This window comes from Parabacteroides merdae ATCC 43184 (genome assembly GCF_025151215.1).
Taxonomy (GTDB): domain Bacteria; phylum Bacteroidota; class Bacteroidia; order Bacteroidales; family Tannerellaceae; genus Parabacteroides; species Parabacteroides merdae.
In genome coordinates this window covers 3,681,674-3,697,534 of sequence record NZ_CP102286.1, presented here as the reverse complement: position 1 = coordinate 3,697,534, position 15,861 = coordinate 3,681,674, and the positions used below count along the sequence as shown (strand labels likewise).

Below are 15,861 nucleotides of genomic sequence, written 5' to 3'. Positions count from 1 at the left end.
TATATGGAAAATACAGAAAATAACGCTATTTTTACGGTCGTCAACAGAACGCATAAACTGTATCAGGATCGAAAAAAGGATTCTGATAGAATTTTATTCTTATGAACACACTTGAGAAATTAGACAAAGTAGACTTGCAGATCCTCCGTACCCTGCAATCGAATGCCCGGCTCACCACAAAAGAGCTCGCCGCGAGTGTCAGCCTCTCGTCGACACCCGTATTCGAACGCCTGAAACGCCTCGAAAACGGAGGATATATAAAGAAGTACATTGCCGTGCTGGACGCCGAAAAGCTAAACCAGGGCTTCGTGGTCTTTTGCAGTGTCAAGTTGAGGAGACTGAACAAAGAGATTGCGGCAGAGTTCACAAGAATCATACAGGAAATTCCGCAAGTCACAGAATGCTACAATATATCGGGAAGTTACGACTACCTGCTGAAGATCCATGCACCGAATATGAAGTATTACCAGGAGTTTATCTTGAACGTGTTAGGCACGATCGACAGCCTCGGATCGCTCGAAAGCACCTTTGTGATGGACGAGGTAAAGCATGAATACGGAATCCATATTTAAACGCCGCCCCGTCCCTATCTTACATTTATTACTTCAATGCATAAATCCGCTGGATGATGTCCACAACCTTCATGCCTTCCAATACGTTGGTCGTAATACATTCCGAACTTGCACCAGAAAGGACACGGACCACATTGCGGATCACGAAATTATGGTTCTGGGCGGAACCTTTATAAGGGCCGTAGTCATTTCCCGGATTCGTCGGCGCCAGTTCCGGCATTTCATAATCTTTGATATGGCAGTATTCGACTTCGTTCATATACTGTCCGCCGATTTTCACGCTTCCGTTCTCCGCAACAATCAGCATACTGCTTTCCATGTTCCTGTTCCAGACAGAAGTGGAATAGCTCAGGCTCCCCATCCCGCCGTTCACGAAGTTGAAATTCACAAAGCCCGAATCTTCAAAAGCCGTAAGTCCGGCATGGTTGAAATCGGCAAAGCGAGCCTGGATATTGCAGATATCCCCGAAAAGCCAGTACATAATGTCGATGAAATGGGAGAACTGGGTAAAAAGCGTCCCTCCGTCCAAAACGGCATCGCCATGCCAGCCACCGGGTTTATAATAGCGCTCGTCACGGTTCCAATAACAATTCAACTGGACCATATAGATTTTGCCTAACCTACCCGAATCCACCATCTCCTTGATCCAGACGGAAGGAGGAGAATAACGGTTTTGCATGACGCAGAACACCTGTTTACGGTATTTCAGCGAAGCATAGACCACCTTCTCGGCATCGGCAAGCGTCAGTGCCATCGGCTTCTCGATCACGACGTTGCAACCGGTTTCGACAGCCTGAATGGCCATTGCTGCATGCAAGCCGTTCGGGGTACAAACATTTACGACATCTATGGAAATTCCGCTCTGCAATAGCTCCGTCAGGGAAGAGAAAAACGGGACATCGTATGCCTCAATACCCAATTCCTCACGAGGACGAATATCACAAAGGGCCACCAATTCGGCTCCCGGATCGCGTGTCACCATCTCGGCATGACGTTTGCCGATATGGCCACAACCGATAACTGCAAATTTTATCTTTTTATCCATAAGCATTCGATGGGGGTGTGTCAAAATCTCCTTGTCCCCGCGCTTGACGCGGAGCCGCAAAAGGACAGACCTTATCAATCAGATTTTTATAGGGTCGGTTTTAATGCTATCCCGCGTCAAGTGCGGGAACAGGATAGTTTCGACACACCCCCTTTTTTAGAGTTTCTGTTATATATTGCTGTTGTCCGAGGGACATTTCCGTATGAATAGGCAGGGAAAGGACGGATTCGCACAAACGGGTGGAGACGTCCAAATTACCAGATACACGGGAGATATGCCGGTAAGCTTCCTGATGATGCACTGGTACAGGATAATAGATCATGGAAGGGATTCCCTGTTCTTTCAACAGGCATTGAAGGACATTCCGCCTGCCATCTTTTACCTGGACCGTATATTGGTGATAGACATGAGTCGAAAATATCGATCTCGCAGGGAGAACCAACGAATCGCAGGAGGACAAAGCTTCATCGTACCGAGAGGCAACTTGCCGACGGGTTTCCGTGAACTCCTCCAGATGCTTCAACTTCACATCCAGCACAGCAGCTTGCAACGTGTCCAGACGGGAGTTGCATCCGATCCGCCTATGGTGGTATTTGCATTCCTGGCCATGATTGGCAATCATGCGGATACGGGTAGCCAACGCCTCGTCGGAAGTCATCAACGCCCCCCCATCGCCATAGCAGGCTAACGGCTTGGATGGAAAAAAAGATGTCGTCCCGATATGTCCGATCGTCCCGGCCTTTCGTACCCGCCCGTCGGAAAAGATATAATCGGCACCAACGGATTGGGCGTTATCTTCCACTACATACAGATGATAGACATCTGCCAAAGTCATAATCGGCTCCATATCGCAGGCTTGTCCGAACAGGTGGACGGCCACGACCGCCTTTGTCCGTTCCGAAACAGCCGCTTCTATTTTCCGGGGATCGATATTAAAGGTACAGGGATCGACATCCACCAACACGGGCGTCAACCCTAACAAAGCGACAACCTCGGCTGCCGCTATATAAGTAAATGCCGGTAGAATCACCTCATCGCCAGGCTGAAGCTCCAATGCCATCAGAGCAATCTGCAAAGCGTCCGTCCCGTTAGCACAAGGAATCACGTATGGAACCTGAAGATAATCAGCCAAATGCCCGGCAAAGGTTTTCACCTGCGGACCATTGATAAAAGCACAACTGTCGATCACCACCTGCATGGCCTCATCAATCTCCTCTTTGAACCGGAGATATTGTCCATGCAAGTCGACCATCTGTATCTGTTCTTCCAACATTATATTATCTGTTTTCCGATTAATTAATCCTTCGTCACTACAACGAAGGATTAACCAGATTATTTCACCTCGCTGCCCGGTTTTACCTCTTTTTCAGGAGTGATGACAGCCAGCTTACCGTCGAAGTTTTCTGCTGAAAGGATCATCCCTTCGGAAACGATACCTTTCAGCTTGCGCGGAGCCAGATTAGCGATGAAGCAAACCTGCTTGCCCACAAGGTCTTCCGGCTTGTAATGTTGAGCGATACCGGAAACGATCGTACGTTTTTCCAGACCGTCATCGATACGGAACTGCAACAACTTGTCCGCCTTAGGCACTTTCGTACATTCCAACACGGTCCCGACACGGATATCCAGCTTCATGAAGTCATCGAACTCGATATTCTCACGGATGGGTTTCGCCTTGTAGTTGGCTTCCTCGTTTGCTTTCTTCGTATCCAACAGCTTTTGTACCTGCGCTTCGATCACGCTGTCTTCAATCTTCTCGAACAGCAGTTCCGATTTGCCCAACTGATGACCGGCTTCCAACAAGTCAGTCGATCCCAAGCGGTTCCAGCCTAACGGTTCCACATTCAGCATCTTGTTCAATTTCTCCATGCTGAACGGCAGGAATGGTTCGAAAGCGATTGCCAAATTTGCCGTGATCTGCAAAGCGATGTTCATGATCGTGGCGACACGCGCCATATCGGTCTTTGCTAATTTCCAAGGTTCAGTGTCAGCCAGGTATTTGTTTCCGATACGAGCCAAGTTCATCGCTTCTTTCTGGGCGTCACGGAAATGGTAGGTATCCAGCAGACGTTCCACGTCGGCCTTTACATTCGCGAAATCGGTCAATGTCTGACGGTCATAATCGGTCAGCTCGCCGGCAGCCGGCACCTTACCTTCGAAATACTTTTCGGTAAGCACCAAAGCACGGTTGACGAAGTTTCCTAAGATAGCTACCAGCTCATTGTTATTGCGTGCCTGAAAATCTTTCCAGGTGAAATCGTTGTCTTTTGTTTCCGGAGCATTAGCCGTCAAAACATAGCGCAACACATCCTGCTTGCCCGGCATATCCACCAGATATTCGTTCAACCAGACAGCCCAGTTGCGGGAAGTGGAGATTTTGTCGCCTTCCAGGTTAAGAAACTCATTGGCCGGCACATTCTCCGGCAGGTTATAAGAACCTTCGGCTTTCAGCATGGCCGGGAACACGATACAGTGGAACACGATATTATCCTTACCGATGAAATGTACCATCTTGGTTTCAGGATCTTTCCACCAGGTTTCCCAACTTTCGGGGAGCAGTTCTTTTGTATTGGAGATATATCCGATAGGCGCATCGAACCAGACGTACAGCACTTTCCCTTCCGCTCCTTCCACCGGCACGGGAATCCCCCAGTCGAGGTCGCGGCTTACGGCACGAGGCTGCAATCCCATATCCAGCCAGCTCTTGCACTGTCCGTATACGTTCGGTTTCCATTCCTTATGTCCTTCCAGTATCCACTGGCGCAGGAACGGTTCCCATTTATCCAAAGGCAGATACCAGTGTTTGGTCTCTTTCATCACCGGCTGGCTACCACTGATAGCGGATTTCGGGTTGATCAGATCCGTCGGACTCAAAGAGGTACCGCAGGCTTCGCACTGGTCGCCATAGGCTTTTTCATTGCCGCAATGCGGACAAGTCCCGGTTATATAACGGTCGGCAAGGAACTGTTTTGCTTCCTCGTCGTAATACTGTTCGCTTGTTTTCTCGATAAACTCTCCTTTATCGTATAAGGTACGGAAGAAATCCGACGCCACCTGGCGATGTGTAGCCGAAGTCGTACGGGAATAGATATCGAACGAGATACCAAACTCCTCAAAAGACTTCTTGATAATACCATGATAACGGTCCACCACATCCTGCGGCGTAATCCCTTCTTTCTTCGCTCTCAGCGTGATAGGCACTCCATGCTCATCCGATCCACCAATCATCAAAACTTCTTCCCCCTTCAGGCGAAGATAGCGTGCATAAATATCAGCAGGCACATACACCCCGGCCAAATGTCCGATATGCACCGGCCCGTTCGCATACGGCAACGCCGTAGTTATCAGCGTTCTCTTAAACTGTTTTTCCATACCTTGTGTTCTCTTTTTGAGGCACAAAGGTAAGGAATAATTTGGTTAGATGGAAAAGATAGCTCATCGGATTACAATCTTTACCGATTCGCCATTTCCGACCTTCACCACATACACACCTGCCGGCAGCAGATAAGACGAATAACCGGCCGGGACACCTGCCCTTTTTATCAACTTTCCTTCCATATTCCAAACAGACAGCTCAGAAACTTCAGGAGATTGAATATGCAAAAAACTTCCGGTGGTACAGATACGTACAGCTGGAACCGATACGTTTTCATTGCCTACCGGCATATTCGAAGCGGCAAAAGAACCTTTTAACGTACAATTGTCCGTCACCACATATCGATAAGGATTCAAAGTGTTGCCATCCTCCCATTTTACAAACATATTCCCTCTGTCCGGCGCTGCCTCCAATGTGACAATCGTTCCATGTTTTACCATACCGACCTGGCTAGCTCTGACGATTCCGCCATCCTGCTGTTCGAGAGAAACAACATATTCATTCTGTTTCAACCCGGAAACCTCCACATCCACATCTTCCGACAGACCTGAAAGCGTATAGAATAAAGTTTTCGTTTCAGAAGAAGCTCTCAAAGACAAAGTTGCATCCAGTTCTTTTCCATTGGCGAAAACTTTAACACTGCTTTGGCTATATGACGGTAAAACGACCAGTTTCAACTGAACAGATTCTCCTTCTGTCACAGCCGCCGCATTTACATTGACAGCTCCCATACCTGCACCGGCAAGGACAGGTAGTTTGACGCATACGGCACCTTGCCCTGTTTTAGGCAGAAACAACGGGAACAGTTGTGATGCATCGGCTGCCGTCACGATACGGGGATTATCAGCTTTGCCATCATTCCATTTCGAAAATACTTGTCCTTCAGGCGCATCAGCCTGCAATACGATCAAGGCATCCGTTAACAGAGAGAGGCCGGATACATCTGAACCGGTTTCCACATCGATAGCCGACACATGCTCCTGCAATACCGGTTTCACCTTATTACGGACGATTCCATCTACAGAAATACGGATATTCTCCGAAATATTATATATGCTATACACCTCCTGGTTCACGTTCAATTCTTCATTGTTGACATATACGACAGGGACAGATTCGTTGTAATCTGCATCCAGATGCAAATAGAATTTGAATTTACCACCCGGCTTGACTTCAGTCGGATATCCAGTAAGCGGTTTGACCGTCACCCCTTCCAATTCGGGAAGAATAACAGAAAACCCGGCACTGTCCTTCACGAAACGAGCTTGCAACGTCACATCCGACTCAGCCACAAACGTACGGGGATTAGCTGTCTCACCATCCGTCCACGACTGGAATTTATAATTTTCATCTGCCGTAGCCGTCACCGAAACAGGATCGCCATGATTGACGGTCCTTGAATTCTCTGCATCCTCATCACCGGTAAAAGCAATCACACCATTAGCCGACTGTACTAAAGTAATCAGATGGGTTACTCCGGAAATACCAGTCACATTGACAGCTACGTCAGTAGTCTGGTTGCTTAATGTGTAAATGTCATAAACATCGGGAGTGATAACAGTTCCGTTAGCCGTCACCTTTATAGAATCCAATGTCTGGAAATAGTTCTTATCCACAATCAATTTGAATTCAAAAGCCCCGCCACTTGCTACAGCTTCCACGACCTCACCCCCTTCGGGATTGCAGGCCGTAATTCCTTTCGGCAGGTTGAACGTAATAGTGATCTTTCCGGAACGGAACGTGATGTTGCGGGTCGTAACGCCATCCTTGCAACCGGACTTGCGGGCTATGGCTTGCACGGCAACCGTTTTCGTGGCAGCCGTAATGGTGCTTACCTGGAAAGCTCCGGTATAACGTTTCGGGGTAGAGCCGTCGATGCTGTACAGCAAGGAGTCGCATTCCCCGCCTTTGTCCATCGTGACCGTCACAGATTCTCCGCTTGGGATATAGTCCGTATTGACAGGATCGGTCGTTATTTTGGGAGCCGAGGCTGCCGGTCGTGGATCAGCAAAGGCAGCCGAGATGGTCAAACCGCCTTCGGCAGGCATCTTTACCGTTTGAGAGCTGGTCGTATATTCAGTATTATTGACAACCAGTTTCGACAATTTATAATCGGCCGAAGCAGGTGTTGCCGTAATTGTCAACGAGGTGTTCGCCCCGACCTTATCACCGGATTTCACTTCCGTCGTTCCGCTCATCACCGTGATTGTTCCGTTCTCCGGACGCGTGATCTGCACAGAGTTTCCCATTGTCCATTCGGCATATAGTTTCAAATTGCCGGTCGTTCCAGCAGGAATGATCATTAATGCCTGATCCTTCAACAGGTCATCTTTATGCCACCCGACAAACGTAAAGTTGTCACGTTGCGGAGTAGGCAATTCGACTTCTTTTTCAATATTATAGCAAGTCACGGCATCAGGAGGATTATTGCCATGCCCGTAAAGTTCATATTCGATTGTATATTCGGTCAACTTCCATTTGGCATATAAAGTAAAATCTCCGTGGGTACCCTTTACAACTTCTCCATAAGGTTTGGTCAGAGCTTCATCTATATACCAGCCCACCAATGTATAACCTGCTTTCGTCGTTCTCGTTGGGAGTTTGAATGTTTCGGTCTCAACAGTGTAGGGTAGAGCATCCTGATCGGAACCGCCGTTGGTGTTGAAGGTGATGGTGTACGAGATAGGTATCCATTTGGCATAGATCATTACCGGAATATTCGTTTGTCCTGCCGTTCCTGCCGGAAAAGGTACGGCCTCTAATTCGCTTCCAGTAAAATTTTCATTCTGAAACCATCCTCCGAACATATATCCTTCTTTTGTCAGACCGGAAGGTAAAATCCCCGGTTTTGCTTTTGTATAGGAGATATCTGCTATAAAAGTGTCGTTGTTCGTCTTAAAGGAAAGCGTATAAGAAATCTCCGTCCAATGCGCCACAAGGGTAATATCGCCCGTTCCGGCAGGGATAGAGGTTACTTTCTGATTATCCCGATACCATCCATTGAAAACATATCCTTCTCTTTTAGGAGTTGGCAAAGAAGATATCCCGGTTTCAATATTATATAAACCATCCTGAATAGCAGTTCCCCCTGCCACATCGTAAACGACTTTATAAGAGATCAGGGTCCATGTGGCACCAAAAGCCATGTCTTTGCTGGTTACACGGTCTGCCGTTGTTGGCAGGGCGGTTGGATTGACCGGATTGCCGTTATATGTCCAATCGGCAAAAGTGTAACCGTTTTTTGTCACTGTCGGCAGGGTGAAATCTGGGGTTTCGATGGTGTAAGAGGGCGTGCCGGGGTTGGTGGTTGTCCCGCCGCTGGTGTTATAGGATACGTTGTAATTGGTAAGAGCCACGGTTATAGAAGATGATACTAACCCAGTACTACCATAATCAGAACTATTGGTCATATATGCACCAGCAGGAATCATATTATCAACAGTATAATCATTATTGGGATCAAGGGTATAAGCTGTACCATCACTTGCTATTGCATTAAATGTCGCCCGATATATTCTAACAGTTCCACCATCATAAGACAATGCAATTGCTGCTCTATCGGAAAACCATTCAGTTCCTGTGGTCTGTGCAGAAATAAATCCTCCGCCCGTTATTTCAAGAGTTCCTCCTGTAACACTTATACATTTTGCCTCTGCCTTATTTTTTGTTATAGAAATCTGCATCCCATTCAAATCGAGTATCATCGTCCCCCCAGTAATGTTCAAAGTACTACTCAAAGAAACGTCCCCCGTCAACATCACAACATTTCCACTCACCGTTGCATTACCCAACGCATCCCTCAACGCCGCAGCCGAACCCACATCCACCGCCCCGCCCCTCACCGAGCAAAGCAGTCCCACGATCAAAACGATCCAACCGATTAATCCACTATTTCTTTTCATCCTTCTTTCTTTATATTTTTTGTTCCGGCACGCCAGAAACGTTGTTTCTAAGTTCATTCTTGGGAGAAAGCAGGTAGAAACACCGTTTATTCTTTGTTTCCCAAGGGAATCCTCCCGGAAACGGTGTTTTTTGCTACTTCCGGAACGGATTGTTGCCAGAAACACTGTTTCCGGAAGCAATCACGAATGCGAAGTCTTAGAAACGCCGTTTCCAAGAGCGCCGCATTGACGATAACCGCCGTGCAAGGCGTTTATAGTCGCTTTCCGCCCGACATGATACCGGAAACGTTGTTTCCAGCTATCTTTAATTCTTTAGGATTTGAAAAGAAGTCAATAATTCGGCAATTCTTTTTTCATTTGCCGGATCGTTAACAGAAGAGGAGATAGATCCACCTTTATAATATTAAAGATTTCTTCTTCATCTATTCGATGATATTCATGAACGATAATATCACGCAATCCCATAATTTGAGTCCAACAGATATTGGGATAATTCGTCAAATAAGCATGAGAAGTCTTATTATCTATTGTTTTTATACTTTCTCCAATAAAGATCAATTGCATACATATTCCACTGAGCAAGAAAGTCCCTTCCTTATCCAACAAAAAATCATTTGGTGTTTCCAACTGACCGGCTTTACTTTGAATCAGCAGAATCGCATTTTCTACCCGATTCAGCAACGTTTCAATACGGACCTTGTCAAACATAGAGTAATTCTTTAGAGATATTTTGCAAGAATGCAGTGCCGGAAAGTTGCTCGCGGAGGCGGATAATATCGACTCTGCAACCGAATAAGTCCTCTAATTCCTGCTTCATCCGGCAACGCAACAATATATCTGCTTTACCTTCATAGGCTACATCTACATCACTGGTCTCTGTTTGTTCACCACGCACCACAGAACCAAACAGCGCCATCTTGACAACCCCGTAAGCCTTTGCCTTATTCAGGAAATAGCTACGCAATAGTTCCATATATTCTTCTTTTGATCGCATAAACAAACATTTTTCACAAAGTAAAGTAAAATCTTTTGTTTCTGCAAACAAACTCCTCAAATCCAACCTTTTCAAAGAACGTTCAATTGTCAATCTACTCAAACACCAGCTCGCACTCGTCCAAATACATCACGCTGCTCGTGCTACCCGTGAAATAGTCACCGTATTTACTGGCGGAGGCTACGATCAGGATGTATTTCGGGTGGGTGAAGTAGTCGCGATAAGTCAAGTTGATTTTAAACTGTTTGTATTCGCTGCCTGTCGCTTCGTTCGATTTCAATTCTCCGAATGCGATCATCGATTCGTTGTTCCAAGTCAGATCAACAAACGTACCTGTTGTCGTGTTGACTCGGAATGGGGCACTCCAATCGAACAAGCCAATATAGATATGGCATGAATCCGTCTGCCCCATCAAGGCATCGTACGGAGCCTTTGCTTGGTCGATCACGCCCGGTGTATATCTGTAATACCCTTTCAATGCCGAAGGTCGTCCGGTATAAGGCTGTCCGAAATCGAGTTCAGCCCCTTCGATTCCTGCCAAACCAACAAAGTCGCCCGTATAAATATTACCAGCAGCGAATTTACTGGCAATGCTGATGTAATCAGAAGCCATCCTAACAGCACGGCCTTTCACCACATCACCCGTTTCAGGTGCAGTCGGGTTACGACTAGCGATGCTGGCCCCCTCGTTGCCGGAATCCCAAAAATGGTCGGCATCATCCAATGTTGCATTCGGATACCAAGTCTTTTCGTTTTTCATCACCCAATCGTCAAAGCCGAGATTCGGGACCTGCATGATCGTATCGGTTGTAAACGTGAGTATCTCACCTACCGTCCCGTTCATCGTTAACCGATATTCGTAATTCGTCCCCGCTGCCAGATGGGTCATCATGATCAAAAAATCTTCTCCTTCATAGCTTATTTCGTTAGGCAGCACTGACTCCCAAACGGTTTCGCCAGCCTTACGATATTCGGCTTCCACTTCCCCTTTCGATATCGACCCGCTGACATATGCGCGGCGTGTCCAAGCGGAAAGCTGTGTCAGTTGGACATTCGCATTCGGATATTGGACGCTCAAGGTCCACTCTTCCGTCTCGTCAAATGCCGTCACATAGAAAACACGTGGACGGGTAAAATCAACCACTTTCGAAGGGTCGGGAGTCGTCTGTGCGATCGAACTCCCTAATTGCAATTCTTCTATTTCAATATTTCGTAAAGAGGGTTGCTCGGTCGAATCGACATAAACAATGACATTCTTCGTATAATCGTCAATCAAGGCCGAACCTACCTGATTCTTTATCTTTATCTTACGTACGATATCCCGCGAGACATTGACCGTCCAGTCATAATCCTGATAAAGGCTCAGGCGGAACTTCACCGGATTCAGAAAATTCATCCGTGTATCCATTCCGGCAGGCAAACTGTCAGCCGAGACAAAACCGGTATCCGGAAAATGAGCGATATCGAGACAGGCAGCCGAATCCGGATAAACCTTCATACCCTCTGTCACGACTAGCTTTTCAACACGCAGATCCCTCAGGTCGATCGTATCGGCCACTTTTATCTCCACTGTATTTGAAGCTCCGAGGATACGGCAGGAAGTCATACCGGCAACTTCCATCTCCGTGATCTGTCCAACAATGGTCGGATACGGCAAATCGTTTTCGACACATCCTATCCAAGACAATACCAGCAATCCGAACGTAAGAAATATGCTTTTTCGTTTCATACCACTTCCTTATAGATAAAAAACAATGCCCAAGTCGATCGAGAGCAGATTTATCTTAAAGTTTGCCGAACTGGAAGTACGTTTACCATCATACACCTGATCTTTTTTCTGGTCATACCAATTAAAGTTCAGGCCTGCGACAGCGATAGAAGCCTCCACTGCCGTAAAATCGTTGACAAAACAGGTGATACCCGGTGCAACACCGATATTCAAGTTATGCTTCAACTGATGTACGCCCGACAATCCGCTTCCCAAATCCGAACTGCTCGTACTTTTTGAAAAGCCGTACAGCAAACGTGCCTCATTAAACAAACCGAAACGTTTGCTATCTCCCAAATTTAAGTATGTACGGATAAAAAAAGCAGCCGAATAGGTATTCGATTTATCATTCCACTCGTTTATATCCAAACTGATATCATCTCCTAACGAAAGTGACAGGTTATCTAATTTCGTATAAGAACGCGAATAAGCCAAACGCCCGCCGATACTGATATTGTCACGGATGAAATAGCTAACCAAAGGTGTCACTTTAAATGTATATCCTTCCGAATCGATATCTTTCAACAACGACATAAATTCGAAATTATCATCCACATGTTCCGAGTAGGAGAACGTCGCCCCTACCATCCATTGCCCTTTCGGGATAAATGTCTTCATCACGATTCCCCGATCATATTTATTCTCTCTCGCCGAAAGTACCGTCACGGCACAAAGCAGAAGCAAAAGCAGACTCGTTATTTTTCTCATATTTTGTTTATTCGTTATTCGTTTGTGAAAGAGGCAGCGTTGTAATCATATTCCAAATTAAATTCATCGATATACAATGTACTGCCTTTACCTCCTGTAAAATAATCTCCATAGCGGCTTGCCGCAGCTACAACCACTATATAAGATGGAGTTACATCTGTTTTCCGATATTTGATATCTATTGAAAACTTTTTATAACCATTTGCTTCTTCTCCGGAAACAGCTTCTTTCGCCACTAATTCACCATAAGCAATGACAGAAGCATCGTTAGGGTCAAACAATTGGCGACTTTTCGGATTTGTACGTATCTCATAATTTTTTGTACACAATGCTATATAAATGATACATTGATCAGAATCTCCACTTTTCAAATCAGGATCTACTTTTGAATCCCATTGTTCCATATAATCTATGTTTACTGGAGTATATTTATAATATCCAGTCAATTTTGTAGGCTTAGCAGTAAATGGTTGTCCAAATGACAAGATACCATTCGTTCCATCTATGTCAACAAAATTACCAGTAAACATACTCGCTGAAGCAAATGCCCCAATGCCAATAAAGCCAATCCACGTAGACTGTAACTTAGCAGCTTTACCCTTGACTACAACACTTTCTTCAGGAGAAGTAGGATTATTTTCGCCCGCAGTATTTGCGCCAGTATTTCCAGAATCCCACCATTTAGATACATCTACATTAGGAAACCAAGTCTTACCATTTTTGAACCATTCATCAAATGTATTATTTTTTAAATTTACAATCGGAGATGTTGTAAAAGTTTTGACATTCCCTTGAGCATCTGTACCTGAGACTGCATAGTATTCATACTCTGTACCAGGCATGATATTTTCAATCAACAATAAAGAAAAATCACCTGTTTGCTCATTATAAATAGTTGCATCATATCTTTGAAAATCTGCATCTGCTTTCTTTTTCAACATGAAGCCGATATTATCTCTGTCAATGGAATTACCTCTTAATGTCACAAATTTCGCCCATACGACCGGCTCTTCCGTTGTTACATTCACATTCGGACGAATTTCATAAATAAATTGTACTGTCGTTTCCTGATGCAAATTATCCAAGACAGAGAACGTAAACGTATGAGTGGCCATTTGAGTGACAGAAGCAGGCTCTAATGCTTTAGCAAAATCGGTCAACACGAATGTCAACTCTTGTTTGTCTTTTACTTCTTGCATCGGGAAATCCAATTGCTGCAAACGCGTCCGTGCAGCATCCGTCAGATTACAAAGATCAAACGATGGAACATCGGCAAACTGGAAAGAAGTTGTTTCCACTTTCAACTGCTTGATGCCGTTCGGCGCTTCGATCGTCAGAGAATGTTCGGGAACTGACGGATTTTCAGTCTTTTTATAGACAATCTTATTTTCCGTAAAGCCGTCAAGTGCCAACTTGGGAACCGACTTGCCGAAAAGATCTTCCTGTTTGATGAAGATTCCGTAATATATCGTATCGGCCTTTTCGTCCACTATGATTCCACCGAAATCGGCTCCAGCTTCTTCATTATCACCACCACCATCGTCAAGCGAGTATTTTATCTTATAAAAATACCGTTCCTTTATATCCGGGAACACACGTTGCATGGCAAACTCGTTTCCATCCTGATTGACCAATTTCAAATCAGCCGTAAGCTTCTCTGCTTTAAAAAAACCGGCACGAGTCTCATCCCGCGTATAAAGCAAGCTCCCGGAAGTATTGGAAACCGTCGTTTCATAGTGGCTGAAATAGTCAGCAAGATTGTCAGCATACTCGACTGCTACTTTCGTATTCGAAATCTTGCAAACAATCTGTACGGAGGTTATCTCACCGGACTGAATGGTTATTTCTTTCGAACCGGAATAGAACGGTTTTTCCCATCCTGCCTCTTCCGACTGGTTTGATTTTACTGAAATCGTATAAGTTCCTACCGGAAGAACGATCTTTTTGCCTTTCACCTCATCGATATAATCGGAGTAGCTTTTTATCGTATCCCCTTCCGCAGCGATGATATCGACACGAAGAGATTCATTCGTGACAGCCGATTCCGCCTTTGTCAACAATGTAGCATCCTCTTCGATACCTAAAAACAACGAGCCTGTCGGTATCCCTGCCGATTCTTCATTACAGCTCACTCCCCATAATATCAAACTACACAAGCAAGCAAATATATATAACTTCATACTGTTCATCACTCATTAATCGTTCAAGTTTCTTACCGTTAATGTCTTGGAAGCTTTTTGCCCCAACTGATCCGTCGCAGTTATGGTAAAGAGATAATCACCTCCTCCCAAACCTGCAATCATCGGCATAAAAGAAGATATATCAAACGTTGTAGACGTAGCACCTTTTGTTGCTGACAATCCTAATTTTGACAAAGTTTCTTTCAAACCCTCATCACAAATATCAAACTCGGAAGTCAGCCCGACAGCCGGTAATAATGCCTCCAATGTTGATGAAGTTATTTTTACAACTAACGAAGCCAATTTACCCGGTGTATTAATCTTCACACGCACAGTTTTATTACCTGCACCCGATATCTCGATCGGTTGGCTTATGTCTAATCCTGCATCCCCTACAATTGTAGGTTTAGCCACCGTGTCACCTCCTTCATTATCATCGCCACCATCACCCTCACCACCGGCATCGATAAAATCTGAAGGGATCTCGATTACATATTCTTTCTCGATCAAGGATATGTCGACCTTAATCACCGGATTTTTAACTGATACTGAATCATCCGGCACAATAGGATCATCCGGTTCGACAGGTTCGTTATCATCCGGTTCATCAGGAGAGCTGTCGCCTTCTTCAAGATCCAAGTCGATCAATATATTATTATATTGCTGGATATCTTCATTTTTCGACATATCATAATTATATACCAAAGTCTTTCCACCATTCTTCATAGTCGCATATACAGTAAACTGTAAGATGCCGGTATTCTTCAAATAGGTTGTCCTTTTTTCCCCGTTTTGGGTAGTCAAAGCTCCCACTTTATTATCAATAACGATCGAATAATCGTCATTAAATTTCTTCAAGAAATCATCCGAACAACGGAACGTAACTTTCTTATTGCTCAACACACAGTCCGTAATCACCTTTGCCACTTCCTGAGGGGTGATTTCACACACATTCGTACCGGAATAAAAGGGCTTGTCAAAACCGGCATTCACGTCTTCTCCCAGCGTCGCCCGAATCGAATAGTGACCGGCAGGAAGCAACAAACCTCCCTCATTCTTCAAATCGGCATAACTGTCATAATGCTTGACCGTATTACCATTGACATCAATGATATCGATAGCAAACTCATTAACATCCAATATAACAGTCTGTGAACCAGTAGTACTTCCTCCCTTCGAAACAGGGATATCCGCTTCTTTTTCCGGCTTCAACTCCAAATCTAACAGCCCCTGGTTTTCTACGGTCGTGTCATCAGTCTGACCTTTATCAGTCTGTCCCAATATCTCTTTCTTCATCTCACAAGAGAAAAAAAGAA

Annotated in this window: 11 protein-coding genes; 1 reads left to right on the top strand and 10 read right to left on the bottom strand. The window is 45.2% G+C overall.

Features of this window, described 5'->3' with window-relative positions:
* Window positions 1–101: 101 nt before the first annotated feature.
* Window positions 102–572 (top strand): Lrp/AsnC family transcriptional regulator, encoded by a 471-nt coding sequence (locus tag NQ542_RS15115; RefSeq protein WP_005639984.1) that lies wholly within the window; start codon window positions 102–104, stop codon window positions 570–572.
* Between the two features lie 28 nt (window positions 573–600).
* Here the strand turns inward: NQ542_RS15115 and NQ542_RS15110 are convergent, their stop codons facing one another.
* The 10 genes from NQ542_RS15110 to NQ542_RS15065 form a co-directional block, all read right to left on the bottom strand.
* A complete protein-coding gene (locus NQ542_RS15110; RefSeq protein WP_036723888.1) occupies window positions 601–1,617 on the bottom strand; it encodes a Gfo/Idh/MocA family protein in 1,017 nt (338 codons plus the stop codon).
* Between the two features lie 106 nt (window positions 1,618–1,723).
* On the bottom strand, window positions 1,724–2,890 hold the full coding sequence (locus tag NQ542_RS15105) for a DegT/DnrJ/EryC1/StrS family aminotransferase (RefSeq protein WP_005639980.1): 1,167 nt from the start codon (window positions 2,888–2,890) through the stop codon (window positions 1,724–1,726).
* Window positions 2,891–2,949: 59 nt separating this feature from the next.
* On the bottom strand, window positions 2,950–4,989 hold the full coding sequence (gene metG, locus NQ542_RS15100) for a methionine--tRNA ligase (protein WP_005639978.1): 2,040 nt from the start codon (window positions 4,987–4,989) through the stop codon (window positions 2,950–2,952).
* 63 nt (window positions 4,990–5,052) lie between these two features.
* The gene (locus tag NQ542_RS15095; RefSeq protein WP_005649867.1) at window positions 5,053–8,895 is read right to left on the bottom strand and encodes an InlB B-repeat-containing protein; all 3,843 of its coding nucleotides are present in this window, start codon (window positions 8,893–8,895) and stop codon (window positions 5,053–5,055) included.
* A 330-nt stretch (window positions 8,896–9,225) separates the two neighbouring features.
* Complete coding sequence (locus tag NQ542_RS15090; RefSeq protein WP_005639974.1) at window positions 9,226–9,603, bottom strand: HepT-like ribonuclease domain-containing protein; 378 nt, start codon at window positions 9,601–9,603, stop codon at window positions 9,226–9,228.
* Complete coding sequence (locus NQ542_RS15085) at window positions 9,596–9,889, bottom strand: nucleotidyltransferase family protein (protein WP_005639972.1); 294 nt, start codon at window positions 9,887–9,889, stop codon at window positions 9,596–9,598. Before NQ542_RS15085 ends, NQ542_RS15090 begins: the two co-directional genes overlap by 8 nt.
* Before the next feature lie 94 nt (window positions 9,890–9,983).
* Window positions 9,984–11,618 carry a PCMD domain-containing protein gene (locus NQ542_RS15080; RefSeq protein WP_005639970.1) on the bottom strand — a complete coding sequence of 545 codons (1,635 nt, stop codon included), beginning with the start codon at window positions 11,616–11,618 and terminating at the stop codon, window positions 9,984–9,986.
* Between the two features lie 9 nt (window positions 11,619–11,627).
* Complete coding sequence (locus NQ542_RS15075; RefSeq protein ID WP_005639968.1) at window positions 11,628–12,365, bottom strand: hypothetical protein; 738 nt, start codon at window positions 12,363–12,365, stop codon at window positions 11,628–11,630.
* 14 nt (window positions 12,366–12,379) lie between these two features.
* The gene (locus NQ542_RS15070) at window positions 12,380–14,545 is read right to left on the bottom strand and encodes a PCMD domain-containing protein (protein ID WP_005649865.1); all 2,166 of its coding nucleotides are present in this window, start codon (window positions 14,543–14,545) and stop codon (window positions 12,380–12,382) included.
* Between the two features lie 15 nt (window positions 14,546–14,560).
* Complete coding sequence (locus NQ542_RS15065) at window positions 14,561–15,841, bottom strand: DUF4493 domain-containing protein (protein ID WP_224204161.1); 1,281 nt, start codon at window positions 15,839–15,841, stop codon at window positions 14,561–14,563.
* Window positions 15,842–15,861 lie beyond the last annotated feature (20 nt).